Here is an 18,850-nt window from a genome sequence, read left to right as displayed (position 1 = left end):
TGGCCGGAAGACCAGGTGTTTTTCCGTGCACCAGACGGTCGCGTATTAATCAACGTCGAGGGGTATAACGAATGGGTAGAGAGTGGAAAGGCGTCCGCGCCGCATCAGAAAGCAGCATTGAGATCAACTTCCGGTACAAGGGGCAGCTGTGCCGCGAACGCATCAAGCTTAAGCCCACGCCCACCAATCTGACACGAGTCGAACGATTCCGCGCCGCGGTAGTTCTGGCGATTGAAAACGGAACATTCGACTATTCGGTCAGTTTCCCGGATAGTCCAAGGGTTGAAAAATTTTGCCCACCACAAATAAAAACCAATGTTGGCCATTATTTTGAACAATGGATTGCCAGGCAAAAGGCACACCTTAAAAGCAGTACCTGGACAGACTATGAACGGATCGTGCGCGGACAGATACTGCCAACATTCGGCAATCTTGATCTTTCTGAAATCAACAAATTAATCCTCCGCCAGTGGTGCGCAGATATTGAATCCAGTAACAAGCGGATTGCAAACATTCTGTCCGTGTTCCGTCATGGCCTGCAGAGTGCACTTGAGGATGGCATGGTATTAACCAATGAGCTGCATGGGTTCTCATACCGACGCAAGGAACTGATAAAAACGTCTGATGATGTGGATCCGTTCACCAAAGAGGAACAGGTTCTTCTACTGGCGGCTTTAACAGGTCAAGCCAGAAATCTGGTGCAATTCGCGCTCTGGACTGGCCTTCGCACTTCTGAATATATCGCGCTGGATTGGTCAGACATAGACATGAAAGCCGCAACCTGCTCAGTCAGCAAAGCGCTTACCCAGAACGCAGACAATCCAGAAGCGCCGAAAACTCGATCAGGAGTTAGGGTGGTCAAGCTGTTACCGCCCGCGCTTGCCGCATTAAAAGATCAAAAACAGCACACATTCCTGCAAGGACGTGAAGTATTCCAAAATCCACTCACGCTAAAACGCTACACCGGGGACAAGCAAGTGCGGGTAATGATGCAGGCTGCAATGAAAAAGGCAGGCGTGCGCGTCAGACGGGCCTATATGACGCGCCATACTTACGCATCCATGATGGTGTCATCCGGAGAGCCGGAAATGTGGGTTGCCCAGCAAATGGGGCACAGTGACGTTGGAATGATTCGTAGGAATTATGGCCGCTGGATGCCAGAAGCAGCACCGGATGCCGGTCAAAAAGCAGTGAGGACTTTCGGCTGATTGTTCAGCATTTGTTCAGCATTTTCAAAAGTCCCCAATAATAATGGTGGTGGAATACGGAACCGAACTTGCGTAAACTCTCCGATCAAATGTCCATCAATAAGAGCAGAGTCCGCATTTTGAATCATTTGTCCGTTTTGGCATACGCCAGATAATTGTAAAAAAACGCTTGGAAGAACAGAAAAAATCTTTGCGTCAGACAGCAGATTTGATACTCTGCAGACGATTATTAAACCGTCCGGTTAAACGGGGTAACTTTAGATGCAATATAGCCGCAACGCCTTGATAGACCATGTACGTAGCCAATTCAGAATTAATTGGCACGGTCTACATGGCACAAATCATTGGGCACGTGTATTACACCACGGCAGGCGCATCGGTCTAAAGCGCGACGCCGATCTATTGGTTGTTGAACTATTTGCTTTCTTGCATGATAGCTGCCGCCGGGATGATGGCCACGACCCTTTACACGGTGAGCGCGGAGCGGAATTCGCCCATGGTATTAACGGACAATTTTTCCATTTGAATAGCCAGCGATTAGACAATTTGTGTCACGCGATAAGACATCACTCATCGGGTGACATATCGACCAATCCCACCATACAGACATGCTGGGACGCTGATAGATTAGACTTAGGCAGAGTCGGAATTTTTCCTTCACCTGAATTTATCTCCGATGTTGCTTCAGAAATGATTGACTATGCCAATGAGCTAAATCGTAGGTAATGTGCTGCTGAACCGTTGCCTTTATTAATATATAGTAGTGGTGACCCAATCTCAAAGTTACCCGATTTGACCTGTGTAAATGTCAAATCGGGTAACTTTCAGGTCAAATCGAAAATACTACATCTAATCTCTAATGTCTATCCTCGTTAAAAATTAGGGAGTACCTCGTGTGACCTTTGCTGTCATGGAAGCTAACCTCCTAATTTTCCTCTCGATTCCCATCTATTTGTCCAACGGGAATATTGTCTACTAAAGATGGACATACATACTTCACACGTTAAAGAGTAATTTTCTAAATGATGCACCGTCCGTTGAAGATGTGACGATTCAAATAAGCAAATGGCGACCTTAGGTAACTCCTGCAGTGGCATCACTTTTTCATAAAGACTGTATCGCTGAGATTCAGTGAAATTTGAATACATTTCAAGATAACCACCCTTTATTGCCTCTCCGTACGTATTATCAACCGCTGAAACTATTTCCGGATGCTCGACCAAATAGTAAGAAATCAGTAGCAATAAATCATCCACCGTATTTTCAAGCGTTGGAATAAGAACCAGACGCGATCTTGGGCTTTCCCCTCTCTTGGCTGGAAATTCAAAATACGGACGATCGCCTTCTCCGAATTCAATAGTATCGATTGGGCGAATACCTCCATCATTCGGATGAGCATGTCCAACAAATGTTATCGCTGTCACTGCAGCCATATCGATCTCCCTAAACAGTTCCTATTAAGTTAAACAAATGGTCGTCACGCGGCTTAAGGTAGAATGCGATATTTATCCGCCTTAACAAACGCTGATTCAAATATGAAGTGCAACGCTTGACCTGAAGAATACCTGATTGGGTGTTTGGTAACCAAGTCGTTTTCTGGGTCGGCTGTTCAATCTTTCCATTGCTGTATCTATCTCCTGCTGAGTAATCGTAGTGAAGTCCCGGTTTTTGGGAAAATACTGCCTAATCAGTCCATTCGTATTTTCGTTCGTCCCTCGCTCCCATGAAGCGTAAGGATGGGCGAAATAGAAGTCCGCATCCAGTTGTTTGCTGAGATCTGTTTTTCCGTTGCTTGAAACGGTAAGAATCGTTCCCGGTTTCCAGGATATCGCAGTGATGCGTTATATTCCACCCGCAGAAGCTGAGGTAAACTACTATCGGCAACTCGCTAAACAGGCCGCTACGGTGGCATGAACTTAAACCAAATAGCCTCCACGAATCCCGGGGAGATTCACTTTTCTTTTGCGGAGTGAATTTTATCTCTCTACGATTCCAGATGAATCTGGGTCATATCTGTAGTTCACAATCTCACCACTGATAAGCATGTTGGCTGCTGCTTCAATGATGCGCAGTGGTGCAACGAACCATTCTCTTGGTGAGAACCGCTTTCCTGTCTTGTCAAAGACATCCACATTTAGACAGGCCTTCCCAAAGAAGGTGTGGAGTAGCAGTTCAAATTTCTGAGGATTCAGGTTGTAGCACTCAAAAACTTCAACCACCTTCACAGGCGCCATCAGATAGGTAGGTTCTTCAGCAGCATTTTTGATGCGTTCTTGCACTAGCACTGTTGAGTAGCCAATCTTGAAGAGGTTCTCAATGCTGGCAATGTTAGTTTCTTGGCTGAGAGACTGAAGCACATAGAGGTAGCCAGTCTTTTCATCTTCAGCCTTGATTTGCTCAAGTGCCTCAAGAGCTTTCTCATGGTGATCGAGGATACGTCGACCAGTCTCATCCTTGTAAAGTTCAGTAGCCAGTGACCGAAGAAGCATGTTGGACTCAGTGCCATTCTCAAAGATGCACCGTAGCCGAGCATTTACCTTCCCATTTTTGACTTCCTTCTCACCCACTTCAGATACATAGACCATGACCCCATGCAGCACGAAAAAGTGCCCTGGCTTGATTTGCTGCTCACCAGTGAACTGCCTGGCTTCACGGACACCAGAAGTCAGTTCAGCATGACACTGCTTGAAAAGGTGTTCAAATTGGTCAAAGTCTTTGCATCGTTTGCGCTGTGCAATCTTCTCAGGCATCTCCATAGGTGACTTTGGAACATGCTTGAGGTCAAAAATACTTTCAGCTTCATCATCCAGCAGACCAAAGGAGTCATCACTGAAGATGTCAGCAACAGACGTGATGGGCTTTTCTGGCTCTATGAAGGTGAGCAAGTGAAATTCATCCACTTCCTGCAAGGCTTCGCATTTTTCCTTGCTGGCACGAAGCCCCTTGAGCCTGTTGAAAAGCTGGAACTCAAGGATGTTGGATGGATTGGACTCAGGCTCCTTGCCATGCTGACGGTAGAAATCGTTTATCTGCTGGAAGGACTGGAGCAGACGTTCATCAACCGTGATGGAAGATCGCTTGGGCTTGATGTTCAGTAGTCCAAGGTCATCATCATCCAGAATTTTTAGAAGAGCATCCTTCTCCACGATTACACCCCTTGCTGTCTGCGTTGAGCTTTCAGATAGACAACAGCATCAGCCATGCGCCGCTCAAGTGGGTCCAAGGAGTTGAGGTTTGGCTCCTTGCAGTGTGTCTTCACAAACTCTTTGATTTTTGGCCAAAGCAAGATGGCTTCTTCATCACTCATCTGCACACGAGTAGCTTCAATGGTGTCTTGGATGACTTTGAAGACTTTGGTGGTGAGAGACTTGGACAGAATTTCAAATGCCTTCTGGAAAGGATTGACACGATCGATCAGGTCAATATGCAAGTCATCAATGTTGATGAACTTGTCAGCCATACGAACAAAGCGCTTGTCGCCTTCCTGTTTGATTTCGCCATTCTTGATGACTGAATCAACAACCACATGCTGACGAACTTCTTCCACTTCTTCAGGGGTGAGTTCCGGGTATTTGACCTTGATGATTTTTGGAATCATCACCTTGTTGATGACTTCTGGATCAACATTGCCAGGTAGTGCCTTGATGATTTTGTCGTCAGACAGGATTGCAGCTTTCAGGTCATTCAAGTCTGATTCAATGATGTCCTTCACTCGCTTGGAGGAAGGTTCTTTCAGGCCACGAACCTTGATTTCGGTATCGGTGCTCTTGTCGTCATCGCTTTGCTTGGTCTTGAACTTGAAATTGGGAGCAAGCACCTGTTCCATCAGCAAGGAGCAGGTAATAGCTTTCAGCATGTTGTTGACTGAGAGCTTCACCAAGTCATCTTCTGCATCAGGTTGAGCAATCAGATTGGTGAATTGGGCGTGGCTCTTGTTGTTGCTATCGCGTGTGCATCGTCCGATGATTTGGATGATTTCGGTCAGTGATCCACGGTAGCCAACAGTCAGGGCATGCTCACAGAATTTCCAGTCAAAACCTTCCTTTGCCATACCCAAAGCAATGATGAGATCCATGTCTTCTGGCTTCTCAATCTTGCGGAGGTATTCAACGATTCGTTCTCGAGCTTTGGGTTCATCATGCACGAGGTCAGCAACCTTCAAGTCCTTACCATCACCATGCCGTTTGACGTGGATGACACAGGTATCAGAATCACGATGGGTGACGGTGCCGATGATGTCTAGGATGCGATCCACCTCGTCATACTTGTCCTTGGTGGACTCACCAGACTGCACATTGGGGATGTGCAGGATGGTCTTCTGATCGGTGTCCAGAACCTCATCAATAGCACTGGTGTATTTGCCCTGGTAGAAGTGGTAGCCGATACCAAGGGACTTGAGGAAGGTGTAGCCGTTCAGTTGCTCATAGTAGTTGTAAGTGACTTTGGTGAACTGGGCTTCATCTTCAGGAAGCAGAACCGGCACACTGTCCCCACGGAAGTAAGAGCCAGTCATTGCAACGATGTGTGCATCTGACTTGGCCATCACTGAGCGAAGCAGTTCACCAAGACGGTTTTCACCATCAGCAGAGACATGGTGGAATTCGTCAATGGCAAGCAGCACATTGTCAAAGTCGGTTTCCTCAACAGCTTCAAAAGCGAACCGCAAAGTTGCATGGGTGCAGACAAGAACCTTGTCTGGTCCCTTGATGAAGTCCACAAAAGCTTTGACCTTGCTTTGCTCACCACCAGGTGTGCAAAGGTTGTTCTTTGGCTCTACAACCCAATCAGAGAAGAAGCCAAACTTGCTGAGTTCTACGCTATCAAAAGAGCCGCCAATGGACTTTTCAGGGACAGCAATGATGGCTTTGGACAGTCCTTGATTGATGAGCTTGTCCAGTGCGATGAACATCAAGGCGCGAGACTTACCAGAAGCTGGAGGTGCTTTCAGAAGCAGGTATTGTGCATTGCGAGCTTCAAAAGCACGATCTTGCATGTCACGCATGCCGTACTTATTGGTGCTGGTGCTTTGACCAGTCTGGGCATAGGTAACTTCAACGATGTTAGGCATTCTGGGTCCCTGTCATTTTTTCGTAGAGTTTAAAGAGGTAATCAAGGCGATCTTCATCATTGGTAAATTCTTTAGCCCTGTAGCAACGTTCAACGACCTCATCTAAGCGAGCGTGTGCATCCATCAAATCTGGTGGCATCAAATCGGGATCATACAAATCCGATAAGCTCAATTCTGGGTATTGCTCTCTTGCGCCTAATATTTCCAGAACCAAATTAGAGATGACCCCTTTTTGCTGATCTGTCAGTGAAGGAACAGGGAAGTTGTTGTATCCCAATGTTGATGAATATCGTGGGTCTTCTTTGATTTTTCCGCAAGAAGCCTTGATCCACACGTTGTGCATTAAAGATGAAATCAAACCAAACACATAAATTTCACTGGTGTAAATAACTTGAGTGGCATTGGACGCCACAAATGATTTGTCAAGGAATCCAAATGGTATATATGGCCGTCGATCCGAGCCATGAATGGGTACAAGAATAGAGTTTGTTGCTATATAGCGTGGCTCACCAACGCGGTGTGCGGAGGCAGCTATAGCTCTAGTTGCTGCTTTGGTGCTATTTAATCTAAATTCTTTTACCCTTTTAATGCGATCGTTTATCTCAGGAATTGACAAGGCTTCTTCAAGATTGCTGTCATCAATCCAAAGGCACCATCTTTCTTTGTTATTGGTGTGTTCAGATGCGCCAATGTACCTCTTCAAGAACTTCTTGGATTTTGGTGCAATTTCAAGAAGTGCTTCTTTTTCCTCTGGCTCAAGTATGAGATGGCCGCCATCTGTAGGCTTACTTCCGTAGGTCATGGCAGGCAACTTGGAAAGCGGCTTTTGTCTTTTTGGCAGAATAATGTTGCGTTTAGTGGCAACAAGGTAGGGGTTGATGTTTTCTACTTTTTGAGCAAGTCCATCTTTGAAAATTAACTTGTCAGCAGTTGAAGTATTCCTGATGCCAATGATTGCGCAATAGACTGCTGCTTTGTTTTTTGCATTGTTTTCCCACTTGAAGGATTGATGCACAAAACTGATTTCAACATCTTGTTTGAAAATATGGGGCCAAAGAAGACCAACCTGTTCTCCTTGGCAAACTGAATTTGTTGATACAAATGCAGCGCTGGCATTGTTCTTGGAAATATATTTAGAAGACTTATAGAACCAGCTTGCAATCAGGTCAATGCTTTTGTAGCCATCAATACCATCAAAAACCAGGGCAATATCTTCTTTCTGCTCTTCTGATTGAAGGCTTGCGCCAAGGTATGGTGGGTTTCCTAGAACAAAGACTTGGCTTGATTCCGCATGTGGACAAACATCATTCCAATCAACCCTAAGAGCATTGCCATGAACAACATTGCCACTGTTCTTAAGTGGAAGTGCGGGATTGCAATGTCCAAAGGTAGCTTTGAACTTCATGTTCATCTGATGCTCTGCAAGCCACAAAGACAGAATGGCTACTTCGTGAGCGAAGTCATCAAGTTCAATGCCATAGAACTGGGAAAGTCGGATTCTGGAAAGAGGAATCAAGCCTTCTTTGGAAATCTCTTGCAATCGCTTGAAGATTTCCATTTCAAGCTGGCGAAGTTCCTTATAGGCAATGATGAGGAAGTTTCCTGATCCGCAAGCAGGGTCAAAAATCTTCTGATGTTCAAGTCTGAGAAGAAGTAGTTCAAGCTTGTTCTTGTTGTCTGCGTGCTTCTCAAATTCTTCCTTCAGTTCGTTCAGGAAGAGAGGTTCAATGACCTTCATGATGTTTGGCACTGACGTGTAGTGCATGCCCATGTTGCCGCGCTGGTCGGGATGGACCACCGCTTGAATCATTGAACCAAAGATGTCAGGGTTGATTTCTGACCAGTTCAGGTCCGAGCCACACTCAATGAGCATGGCACGAGATTTCCTGTTGAATTTCGGAATCGGGAGCTTGTCAGCGAACAGACCACCATTCACATAAGGAAAGTCAGTGAGATAGGCAGGAAGACCATCACGGTGTTCCTGGTTCATCACATCAAAGACCTTGCCTAGATAATCATCCAGGTCACTGCCATCTTCTGTGGTGTGTGAGGCAATGTGATTGGTGAAAAGCTTTGGCTCAAATATGCCAGTATCTTCAGCGAAGTAACAGAACAGAATTCGTGAGAGGAACACATTCTGTACATGAATTTCTTGCTTGGTCTTGGCTGGATTGTTGTCCCTTAGCAGGTCAAACAACTTAGCCATTTTTTCTGCTGCTTTGACATCAGCAGGGTTCTCACTTTGGGCCTGTGCTTTTTCTAATCCAGCCCAAGGAAGAAAGAAGTCAAACTTCTTGTTGAGTTCAGCCAGGGCAACATCCAAGGTGTCTTCAGTCTTGGTGTCAATGGCAAGAAGGTGAGTTTGATTGATGGCAATGATGAAACGTGGCTGGTGCTTCTCTACCACATCAGCATCCTTCATCTCATCAATCACAGACAGTAGCTTGTCACTGTTTGTGGACTTGAAATAGACCTGTTTCTTCCAAAGAACTTCACCATCGTTCTTGGAGAGGTTATAGCTTCCCTTACCTACGATTTTTAGACGAGTGATAGATGCTTTGGGCTTGCCATAACAATCAAGCAAATCATAGAGAAATGATTCGTTATTAACATTGGCAACGAGTGCCTTAACTTTTTCCTCAACCTGACCAATGTTCATTTGATTTCCAAAAAACAATATATTTATACTCAAAAAGCACCGCTAGTGCTTTCCTTGTTGTTCAATGTCGCTCAATCCCTCTTGAAGGTGAGCAACTTCTTGCTTGGTGTGATTCAAGCAGCACTACCCATCACGGTAAACTCGACCGTCAATACATCCCCTTTCTTTCCCGACGGAAAGTCTCCCGGTGCGTTGTGTACTGCGCCGACAGACGATTCTGGAAAGGTAACAGCGTAAAAGCGTGCCACGTCCTTGGCGTGGCCATCGTACCAAAAGCAGACCATGTTCTTTGCTGGTGTTCTCATATCACTTCTCCACTAAGATTGAAATTTTTGAGGCAAGGGACTCCGCGAAAGCGGCGTCCGCTCGAAGTCGACCAGACTACAGATGGTTTTGGTCCCTTTTCAGATAAAATGATCACTTGGCTCCACAATCATTATCTATCGTCAGATTACCCATTTATTCGAACAGCTCCACCAGCTACCGGCAAATACAACCATGACTCCAGAACAGGCTTCCCGCTCGCTCGCAGAATTGCATCAGCGTAACCCTCAAGCTGACCAGAATAGTCCTTTGCAAGATTCGTCCAGTGATCTGAAGCGAGCTGAGATGACTTATGATCAATTAGTATCCATCCTTCCTCCAATTCCAGCAGCAGATCAATCCGACCATTAAGAATTTGCCCAGTTTGAATAATTGACTGGATAGGCAGCTCCGCTTTGGGGATCGCAACAGGCCAACGTGTTTCAACCCACTCCACAAATGCCGTTATCTGCTGATGAAGTGCCACTGCAGATAGCTGGTCCTGCACAGCAAAACCTGAAAGTATGGCTTCGATATCTGATATCTCTGGCTTAGCAGAAAAATCACCGAACATGAATGCAATACACGCGTGAATCGCCGTACCAACAACTGATTTGTCGCCACCACCATGTAGTGCAATCCGTTCACCAATTCGACACTGCTCAATAGCCTCACCGCCATGCAGCACTATTGCCGCCGATGGATTAAAGGTCTGGTTCAGGAACGAGTGATTTGCCATTGGTCGTTCGCGCCAAAACAGAGGTACATTATTCTCAATAGGTAGTTCTTCAGAAAGCGCCGCTGGTGGAATTTGTTTATAAATAGCCGACAAGAATTTCCCCGATGGCAAGGTAATGCCATCGCTTTCAGGCTCATTTAACAGCCAGGGAGAATCTACACTTTCGAGCCATTCCCCGCTAATCTTCCGGGTCGTACGTACCAGAATCATTAGATCTCGAGCACGGGTCATGCTTACATAAAGTAGCCGTTTAGCTTCTTCTATAGCTGCCGCCTTAAAAGCCTTCGCCACCTCCGTCTGACCAATAGTCTCTGCAACAGGCACCATTTTTTGGGCACCAAAAGGCCATGGCCAATAACGAATAAAGCGATCTTTCAAAGGAGCTTGAACATCAAACTCTGCTCCAGAGCGTGCAGAAATGGACCAAAGGTTATCCCGCACCGACGCAGCCAGATCCGTCAGCAAAACGATAGGCCATTCCAGTCCTTTTGAGGCATGGTGCGTCAATACTTTAACTGCATTAATCGCCGGCTCAGCCAGCATATCCTGGTCATTGGCTGCAATATCTTCCAACCATAGAATAAGACCGGAAACTGATGCAGCATGCTGTTCATTACGGCATAGATCTTCATATTGTTCAGCCAATTCAAGCAGCGCTTCAATATTTGCGAGGCGAACGCGGGCACGATCAGGGTTACGACACCACTGCAAAACGACCTGGGGAATTTGACAAGCTGCAACGATGTTGCCTAAAGCTTCTCGCGGTGCCAATACAGGGAGAGCCGAGCGTAGTTGTGCAATAGTTTCGAGAATTGGATGCACTGGATGGCCTAATATGGCTTCTTCCAGCCACAGATTCTTATGGCCACCCGACTGCAAATACCGCAATCGATCCGCCACCCACACCTCAGGCTCAGTACAGTCCACCAGAGAGACGATCTCAGCAGTAGCAATCGTGTCACCTGGGTCATTCAACCGTCTAAGACAAGCGAGGGTAAGTACGGATTCTGGCGTTGCCATGAGACCCGATTGAGCAACGGCTACGGGTATGCCTTGTACCGACAGCGCAGCAGCAATTGATTTCACTGCATCATTCGAACGTGAAAGAATGGCAACATCACTATAGCGTGCAGGACGTAACTTCTTGCTAGCCTTATCAAACACCTGATACTGGCTTCCAATCAGATCACGCACCCCTGCAGCCAGCGCTGAATCTTCTTCGTCGCGATTTTTACCTTCAAGAACCCAGTTTTCCAAGGCAGCGCCAGGGAGCGGGTCGAGCCGTTTGGGTTCGAGCACGACATCCTCACGTCCGAGCGTATTGGCAAAGGCCCGAGAAAATACGTCATTTACCACATGTACCAATTCGCTACGCGACCGCCAGGAGCTTGGTAGCACATCCTTGATACCGTCAAGTTGCGGCAGTACCTCAAGAATTTTCTGCATCAACTCCGTATCGCTGCCTCTGAACCCATAGATAGCCTGTTTGATGTCCCCAACCCAGTACACTTTCCTGGCAAATCTGGTCAATTTCAGGAACAGGGTCAGCTGTATCGGGCTGGTATCCTGGAATTCATCTACCATCAGCAGATCAATTTCATCCGATAGCACGGCGGTAACTTCAGGATGGTCCAGAAGCTCAAGAAGTTTGTGTTCCTGATCCGTAAAGTCGAGCGCACCGATCTCCTGCTTGAGATGGCTATAAACCTCTAGAGCATTAACGGCAAGCTCATACATGAGTACCAGATATCGGCGTATATCCTGTTGCAGGCTGGGGTGTTCGGCAACGCGCATTGCCAAGTCGGCGATAGGCTCAATCGTTGGAAGCAAACCAACTTCAGGCTTTTCTTTGCCGAGTTTGACCCATTCGCCCCAACCGATGCTTCCCTCTTCGAGTTTTCTGGAAAAATCTTTCAGCAGATCCAGATATCTCTGCGTGTTTTTCTTATTACCAGATTCGGCAACCGCTTCCACTTTCGGCAGGGCCAGATGGATCGCCGAGCGCAATTGTAGGCTCAGATCCCCCGACACCGGCTTCGGAAAGTGCTTTAATAGGTCATCAGCATTCTCATTAGCGAATCCGGCTACCTTGCTCAACCGGATATCATTACTACGAATCTGATTGACTAGATTTTGAAGTGCACTTTTCCAGTCGTCTTCCAGACCCAATCGCCTTGCAAGACTCAGTAGCTCGCGCAGCTTTTCAGGTTCGATAACTGAATCAACCGCCTTGCCCAGTAGCATCCCAGCCTGGCCTTCCTCGAGAACCAGCTGATCGGCAGGCATTCCTGCTTCAAATGCAAAGCGGGTCAATAGCTGACCGCAGACGCTGTTAACGGTCCCTATACGTGCTTCCCCCATAGCACTAGCACGCTCGAAATCCCCCTGCTGAAGGAGGTGCTCCCGAACACGCTCCCGTAGTTCTGCTGCAGCCTTTTTGGTAAAAGTTGTCGCAATCACCCCAGATGGACGCACCCCATCGGCGGTGAACCCGTGATGAAGTAGCTCGGTTAGTTTGTAAGTTTTACCGCTTCCAGCGCCAGCACTATAAAAAACAATTTTCGGATTTATTACTTCGCTCATGATTTGCTTCCCCAGCCCGCCAGGGAACGATATTCGTTATAGGCCACATTCAGAACTTCGCCAGCCAACCCTTCTGCCGGTAATTCTTCAATGTCATGATCAGAAATTCCGGTTAATACAACTTCGAAGGCTCCGCCCTCAACCTGACTTGCACGCCAGCGCCAGGTTTCAATGAAACGCTGATATAGCTGGGCTGTATTTTCTCCATTTATTGAGGGAACCACCCTAGCATTCTCAAAGGTCGTGTTATCAGGTGCCAGCATTTGGGCATCGTCAAAAATGAAATATGCCACGCTTGGGAATTGGCCTGTAGTCTGACGTTGAAGTTCGGCATAGATTGCCAACTGCAAGTGCTGATTGTTCTTGAGCTTTTCGCCATATTTCTTGCAGCCACCCCACTTCATATCGACGATTGCCGTATGCCCGTTTGAGGTTCGCAACAATAAATCTGCAGGTCCACCTAACTCCCCACCGGGGAAATGACCAAATAGTTTTTCCTCCGGACAAACTTCTATCACTTTTGCATTCGTGATGTGTTGCCGCAACGCTTTTACTGCGCGTTCAAGACGAAACCGGAAGCTTTCCAAATCGGCTTTACGACCAGACATCCGTAAATGCGCACCTTCTTCATCGACAATTGATTCAAACGTCTCTGAAAACCATGTATTGAATGCCTCATCGTCCATCTTCAGGGAATCGGCACCGAAGTAAAAGCGCTCGACAAGGCCATGGGCAAGTAAACCCATCATCCGGAAGTCACTCCCTGATGACAGCAACCTTGAGGGTTGTAACTTTGCCGGATACTGCAAAAGCCAGTGGTAGGGATTAAACAGGAATTTCTCTAGGCTAGTAAATGATTCCTTCTCCCTCAGTGTAACAACCAGGTCCTTTGGAAGCTGCCACCAACGCTTGGCCTGAGGCAAGGGACGATATGTTTGTCTAGTCATTGCGTTGCCGCCATCAGCAAGGTACTGCTCAAGCCCTAATACCGGAACATCATCAACGACTGCACAGAGCATCTGCCACAAAGGATGCACTTCTGTATCAGGGGGTGGCAAAACCAGTATAAGTTTTTCCTGGGCTGCTAGAACCAGGCGTAGCCAGCTTTGGACAGTTTGGTCCAAACGAGATGTTGCGCTACGCAACATAGCCCCAGAATTTGCCAGTGCACTCACCTCCGCTTCAGACCAAGGTAGGGAACCCGGCAACACTGGCATCTGCATCTGCCACCAGATCACCTTCGCAACAGGTTCAAAAACTGCCCCTGGAATTGTCGCACATAATTTTGCGCCAACTTGAGCTGGCCATAACGGGTTTGCCGAACCATTAGCTGTAGATTGAATTACAACTTTCTGCAATTGCCGAGCGCTGATGATTTTCTGTCCCTGAGCTAACAATTCAGCCAGGGTACGCTGACTGGCTCTGCACTGCGACAGTCCTGCCATAAATGCACTACTGCGACTGGCATCCTCGTCTCCAACCCGCTTCTGAAAAAACTCCGCTAATTTAGCAACGCGTGCTATCACCGAAGGAATTGGCGCACCCTCGGTAAGGGAGTAACGTTGATGACCCAGCCAGGTAGCAATTTCTTCACGTACCTGAGCTTGGAGATCTACCCCGACTTTTTCATCGATTTTGGCGAGAGTTTGCTTCCAGCGTACACCAGTAATGCCTGGTGCATCGACAACCTTTTCTGCTATCAACTGACGAGCCACTGGGCGGATTGGGCAGACCGAATGCGTCAGAAACTGCACCAGCGCATAAACATTTAACGGATCCCACAAAAGTTCCAGTGCTAAAGGGAGCACCTGTAACGCAGGCCGAAAGGCGCTACTCTCTTTGAAACCCTGACGAGGAAGTTTAGCCGCTGATAAATAAGCATCCAGTTGATCGCCATCATGCTCACAGACAAGAAGCGCAGGAGTGCTGTCTTCTATGCTTGTCGCGACCCACTGCGCTGCCAGAGACTGGCTTTCGGCCTGAACAATCAGGACTGAGCCATCATCCTGCCACGCTAGCTTTTCATACTGCTGCCCAGCACGAGCAGCCAACAATGCACCCTGCACATGACGGAGAAAACCAGACCCATTCGGTGTCGGTTCGGGTGCAGGCTGAACTTCAAGAAAACTCAGAACCTTCTGCCAGAGACTCGGGAAAACCTCAATGTGCTCAACCAGAGAAACACTATCAATCGGCACGCTTCGATTCTGCAATGCATTCACAACCGCTATCAAACGTTGACTGACTCCTGCATCTACCATCCTTACGGCCAGCTTCTCGATATCGGCCATATCTGTTACACGATGGGGAGCACCGCTTACGGCAGTTCCATTCCAGCCATGCAGAACCCAATCGTCACGCCATTTTAATAGCGTTGCAGCAGTACCAAAAGGATCAACGATAAAGGAACGATGATAAAAACGATTCTCGTCGTCACATTTTTCGAGGCACGCACGGTATTGAACCGCTCTTGATGCTTCCGAAAGTCGATTGGCCAACAAGCCCAAGTGAGTCTCGAGAATGTCCAGAAACCCAAGAGGCCCGACAATCGCAAAGCCAATAACATTTTTCGGTTGGGCAGTACGCTGACCATCAAGATGAAGGCCAAATGTAATCATCTGGTTCAATACATTACTCTCAAATTTTAACTGATGCGATGCTGTTCAGGAACATCGAAATATCTCTTCACTTTTATAGCCTATGCTGAATAATAATTGCTGGCAGTACCCACCCGAGCCTTTGCAACCCAATCGCGAAGTTAAACAGGTGCCATGACCACAATTTAAAAGCCCCGGGGATAGTGGAGTTATAGCCTGCTGTTTTATGAATTACCTACGAAAGCGTAAAAGAGATTTAACTAAGCCTGCAAATCCAAAGTAAAAAACCCCTCCACATCGCTACGCGACGACTGTTCCGTTTCCGTGAAATACGCATAAGTACTCTTCTTTGGGGAACTCTTCAAGTCGACATCATTTAGATGCTTAAACAAATAGCGATTGTGGTGATGCATTGCCCCTATCGGGACTGAGAAGTTTAAATCTGGAACCTTCATGTAGCCTTGCCAAGCATGTGTATTATTTGCCACTAATAAATATTGAGGAAAGCGATTTGTTCTTCTGGCAACCCTTTCCATTAACCCGTCTTTCCCAAATCGATCGTAATTTCCGCCCAGCCCATGATCTTGAAGTACTAAACCGAACAAGGGCATACTATGTTGCTGGCAAAACAAGGCATCGTAACAAGCAATACCATCCGCCCCCAAAAACAAAATGGCTAGACGTTTGGCACCGTGTGTGTCATCAAGGCTTGTGTCGCGCTGCAAAATTTCCAAAAAGGCATACAGTGATATATCTACCCAATCTTTAGATTTTTCTTGCGCTTTCTTGAATTCATCAGCCTCAAGGTGCGGTTGCCAGTGACTCAAAATTTCACATTTTTTTAAGTGAATTCGCTTGAACGTCGAATAACCTTCGAAACCATGGTTGGTGATTTCAGTTTCAAGTCTTTCTTGGCTTAGTCCATAGTCTGCATAAACAAAGCAATGGCAGGCATGATTTGAACCAAAAAGTTGAACCGGCTGACCATCAGACCCAGAGCCTGGATAAAACACGAGTTTTGATGAAAAGAAATTCTGCACTCTAACGGCATTGCTAACCTCGTCATCAAGTTCAATTGCTTCCAGCCATTCAGGCATAGATTCTTTTTCATGGTGTTCTAAAAAATTAGCAAGTTCCATGATTCAACTCCTTTACTGGGGTTACCCCGTTTAACTAAACGATTTACATATCTTCAGGATGTCAAATATGCTGTCTGCCGCAAAGATTTTTCTGTTTTTCCAAGCTCCCTTTCAAAATCATTGGGTGGCCGCTAACCGATGTCACTATGCCATCGGTGTGGGTAGGCATGCTGTTCCACCCGCGAACCAAGCGGGATTTGTAAACCAACGTGCAAAACTCCAGATTAGGGTGGATACAACATCCAATAATTTCACTGCGAATTCCGTTACAAAATGGAGTTTGTAGAAAAATCAAATTGAAAATTTCCGGATCAATAACCCGTCTGGTTAAACGAGGAAATCCCAAGCAAAACCAAGTTGTTCATAGCCTGTTCTAATGAGGTTTAAATATTGTTCTGTTGGCTGACCCTCAATAAGCATATCCGGATGTGCTATATAAACTTGTCCGAGTTTATACTGGGGATTCCCATTATCTATAAAATAAAACGGGAGTCCAAGTCTGATGTAATGCTTGCCCTCACCTTCATAAAAATCCAGCTTGTTTAATTGATCTTTCGTTACCCGGTATGCAGCAACAGGACATTTACATCCAGCAAAATGACCAATATTTGCGGCCACCCCCCCTCCTGCAAGGCGCTTATTAAATACCAATGTAAAATTATCCAGATATCCAGCGATGACCTGCTGGAACTCCCCTACGCGACCCTCCATTCGCTGTTGGTTCATATTTGAACCATAGGCAAGATACCATTGGTCGCCAGGGGATTTTTCCATGATGTAACGTCGATAGTCCCCACAAGTAATGGGATTGCAGCCTGTGATATCTCCGTTATAAAAATAAGTGATAGCTTCTATCTGAGTGCCACCATCGAAGGGGGTTACAAAAACATTTTTCCTCACATACAGGGACTGTCTTTCTGCAGCCGGGTTGTAACCCTCAATCTGATCAAGCGTTTTAAGGGTATTCTGGTCGACTTGATAGATCTCACCATATATGGGATCTTTTCCTTCACAAACCCCAGGGTATTCCCCCAGATCATAGAAACTGCCTTGGATGAATCCAGAACCAAGAAATTCGGAATCATTTAGAACAGGTGCACGTAGCATACCTCTTAACAGCGTGCCATAAACGAAAATTTTCATGGTTTTTTTGCTTCCTGAATTCATCAAAATAACTCTGAGGGGTGCATTGCATAAAACATTAATTCCCCTGTTTTAAAACCATTTTGAATATAACCATCCCTAATGGCGTTTAAATAATTTTTTGATGGCACCTTATATTCGGTAACCATACTAGGGTGTGCTATATAAACATGTCCGAGTTTAAATCGGCGTTTTTCTTTATCCATAAAATTAAACTGGAGCCCCAACCTGATGTAATGCGTGCCCGCTCCTTCATAGAAATCCAGTTCGTTTAATTGCTCTTTCGTTAACTGGTATGCTAAAACCGGACATCGATTTCCCTTAATATAGCCGATATTTTCAGCCACCCCGCCATCTTCAGCGCATTTATTAAATACCAATTGATAACCATTCACATATCCAGCGATGACCTGCTTGGCGGCGCCTACGCGATCTATCATTTGCTTATGATTCATATTTGAACCATAGGCAAGATACCATTGGTCATCAGAAGTATTTTCCATGATGTAACGTCGATAGTCCCCGCAAGCGATGAGATTGCAGCCTGTGATATCTCCGTTATAAAAATAAGTGATAGCTTCTATCGGAGTGCCACCATCGAAGGGGGTTACAAAAACATTTTTCCTCACATACAGGGACTGTCTTTCTGCAGCCGGGTTGTAACCCTCAATCTGATCAAGCGTTTTAAGGGTATTCTGGTCGACTTGATAGATCTCACCATATATGGGATCTTTTCCTTCACAAACTCCAGGATATTCTCCTAGATCATAAAAACTGCCTTGGATGAATCCAGAACCAAGAAATTCGGAATCATTTAAAACAGGTGCACGTAGCATGCCTCTTAACAGCGTGCCATAAACGAAAATTTTCATGGTTTTTCCTTTCGCGAATTCAAATTTAAAGTCCAACACCTGACTTGACGAATATCTAGTTAGAAATTTACTATACAAGTCGTTTTCTGGGTCTGTTGTGCAATCGTTCCATGGCGGTGTCGATCTCCTGCTGTGTGATGGTGACGATGTCCATGATTGTGAGAAAGCATCCTTTTTTCATGGATATTACCGGTGCATGGAAACAATATACAGGATAGTAGGCTCATGGAATGAGCCAATAAAAATATTGCATTCTCTGTACAAATGAACATCAACGGTAATGCGCCAGACCCCGCCTGAATTCTTCCGCAACACGCTTCCGCAATTCTTTCGGTTCAAGCACCTGGCAATCTCCACCGTATTTCAGGATGTCCATGATGAGTTCCCGGTCGTCGGCATAGGGTACTTTGAGCTCGAATGAACCGTCTGGATGGATTTCAGTCTTCTGATATGGGTGCCAGCGTTCCGCGACAACCCATCTCGAACGTTCCGGTGTAAAGCGCAGGATCGCCCAAGACACTTCCTCGCCGGAAAATATG

The 18,850-nt window shown here is 46.3% G+C and carries 12 protein-coding genes and 1 pseudogene; 1 reads left to right on the top strand and 12 read right to left on the bottom strand.

Annotated features, from left to right (window positions below):
• Window positions 1-71 precede the first annotated feature (71 nt).
• Window positions 72-1,208: a tyrosine-type recombinase/integrase gene (locus KJA68_RS06945; RefSeq protein WP_213036221.1), complete on the top strand. Its 1,137-nt coding sequence runs from the start codon at window positions 72-74 to the stop codon at window positions 1,206-1,208.
• Window positions 1,209-2,125: 917 nt separating this feature from the next.
• On the opposite strand, the gene KJA68_RS06935 is transcribed toward KJA68_RS06945, so the two are convergent.
• The 12 genes and pseudogenes from KJA68_RS06935 to KJA68_RS06880 form a co-directional block, all read right to left on the bottom strand.
• Window positions 2,126-2,641 carry a hypothetical protein gene (locus KJA68_RS06935; RefSeq protein ID WP_213036219.1) on the bottom strand — a complete coding sequence of 172 codons (516 nt, stop codon included), beginning with the start codon at window positions 2,639-2,641 and terminating at the stop codon, window positions 2,126-2,128.
• 96 nt (window positions 2,642-2,737) lie between these two features.
• Window positions 2,738-2,971, bottom strand: a complete 234-nt coding sequence (locus tag KJA68_RS10875; protein WP_420887632.1) for an IS30 family transposase — start codon at window positions 2,969-2,971, stop codon at window positions 2,738-2,740.
• Between the two features lie 213 nt (window positions 2,972-3,184).
• Complete coding sequence (locus tag KJA68_RS06925; protein WP_213036218.1) at window positions 3,185-4,354, bottom strand: GIY-YIG nuclease family protein; 1,170 nt, start codon at window positions 4,352-4,354, stop codon at window positions 3,185-3,187.
• A gap of 2 nt (window positions 4,355-4,356) precedes the next feature.
• Entirely contained in the window at window positions 4,357-6,276 is a 1,920-nt protein-coding gene (locus KJA68_RS06920) for a DEAD/DEAH box helicase (RefSeq protein ID WP_213036217.1), read from the bottom strand.
• On the bottom strand, window positions 6,269-8,935 hold the full coding sequence (locus KJA68_RS06915) for a class I SAM-dependent DNA methyltransferase (protein WP_213036216.1): 2,667 nt from the start codon (window positions 8,933-8,935) through the stop codon (window positions 6,269-6,271). The genes KJA68_RS06920 and KJA68_RS06915 overlap by 8 nt, the downstream gene beginning before the upstream one ends.
• Before the next feature lie 125 nt (window positions 8,936-9,060).
• A pseudogene (locus tag KJA68_RS06910) lies at window positions 9,061-9,240 on the bottom strand (VOC family protein); the annotation flags it as partial.
• Window positions 9,241-9,386: 146 nt separating this feature from the next.
• Window positions 9,387-12,560 carry a UvrD-helicase domain-containing protein gene (locus KJA68_RS06905; RefSeq protein ID WP_213036214.1) on the bottom strand — a complete coding sequence of 1,058 codons (3,174 nt, stop codon included), beginning with the start codon at window positions 12,558-12,560 and terminating at the stop codon, window positions 9,387-9,389.
• The gene (locus tag KJA68_RS06900) at window positions 12,557-15,178 is read right to left on the bottom strand and encodes a PD-(D/E)XK nuclease family protein (RefSeq protein ID WP_246487099.1); all 2,622 of its coding nucleotides are present in this window, start codon (window positions 15,176-15,178) and stop codon (window positions 12,557-12,559) included. Before KJA68_RS06900 ends, KJA68_RS06905 begins: the two co-directional genes overlap by 4 nt.
• Window positions 15,179-15,417: 239 nt before the next feature.
• The gene (locus KJA68_RS06895) at window positions 15,418-16,296 is read right to left on the bottom strand and encodes a hypothetical protein (protein ID WP_213036212.1); all 879 of its coding nucleotides are present in this window, start codon (window positions 16,294-16,296) and stop codon (window positions 15,418-15,420) included.
• Between the two features lie 327 nt (window positions 16,297-16,623).
• Window positions 16,624-17,439 (bottom strand): gamma-glutamylcyclotransferase family protein, encoded by an 816-nt coding sequence (locus KJA68_RS06890; protein ID WP_213036211.1) that lies wholly within the window; start codon window positions 17,437-17,439, stop codon window positions 16,624-16,626.
• A gap of 23 nt (window positions 17,440-17,462) precedes the next feature.
• Window positions 17,463-18,311 carry a gamma-glutamylcyclotransferase family protein gene (locus KJA68_RS06885; protein ID WP_213036210.1) on the bottom strand — a complete coding sequence of 283 codons (849 nt, stop codon included), beginning with the start codon at window positions 18,309-18,311 and terminating at the stop codon, window positions 17,463-17,465.
• Window positions 18,312-18,582: 271 nt separating this feature from the next.
• On the bottom strand, window positions 18,583-18,850 hold a 268-nt coding region (locus KJA68_RS06880), incomplete at its 5' end, for a helix-turn-helix transcriptional regulator (protein WP_213036209.1).

This window comes from Candidatus Nitrotoga fabula (assembly GCF_905221025.1).
In the GTDB taxonomy this organism is placed as follows: Bacteria; Pseudomonadota; Gammaproteobacteria; order Burkholderiales; family Gallionellaceae; genus Nitrotoga; species Nitrotoga fabula.
This window is presented reverse-complemented; position numbering and strand designations above follow the sequence as displayed.

Excerpts from the sequence above, each read along its gene's own strand:
- KJA68_RS06945 (WP_213036221.1), top strand. The coding sequence starts at position 72 with ATGGGTAGAGAGTGGAAAGGCGTCCGCGCCGCATCAGAAAGCAGCATT.
- KJA68_RS06935 (WP_213036219.1), bottom strand. The coding sequence starts at position 2,641 with ATGGCTGCAGTGACAGCGATAACATTTGTTGGACATGCTCATCCGAAT.
- KJA68_RS06920 (WP_213036217.1), bottom strand. The coding sequence starts at position 6,276 with ATGCCTAACATCGTTGAAGTTACCTATGCCCAGACTGGTCAAAGCACC.
- KJA68_RS06915 (WP_213036216.1), bottom strand. The coding sequence starts at position 8,935 with ATGAACATTGGTCAGGTTGAGGAAAAAGTTAAGGCACTCGTTGCCAAT.
- KJA68_RS06905 (WP_213036214.1), bottom strand. The coding sequence starts at position 12,560 with ATGAGCGAAGTAATAAATCCGAAAATTGTTTTTTATAGTGCTGGCGCT.
- KJA68_RS06900 (WP_246487099.1), bottom strand. The coding sequence starts at position 15,178 with ATGATTACATTTGGCCTTCATCTTGATGGTCAGCGTACTGCCCAACCG.
- KJA68_RS06895 (WP_213036212.1), bottom strand. The coding sequence starts at position 16,296 with ATGGAACTTGCTAATTTTTTAGAACACCATGAAAAAGAATCTATGCCT.
- KJA68_RS06890 (WP_213036211.1), bottom strand. The coding sequence starts at position 17,439 with ATGAAAATTTTCGTTTATGGCACGCTGTTAAGAGGTATGCTACGTGCA.
- KJA68_RS06885 (WP_213036210.1), bottom strand. The coding sequence starts at position 18,311 with ATGAAAATTTTCGTTTATGGCACGCTGTTAAGAGGCATGCTACGTGCA.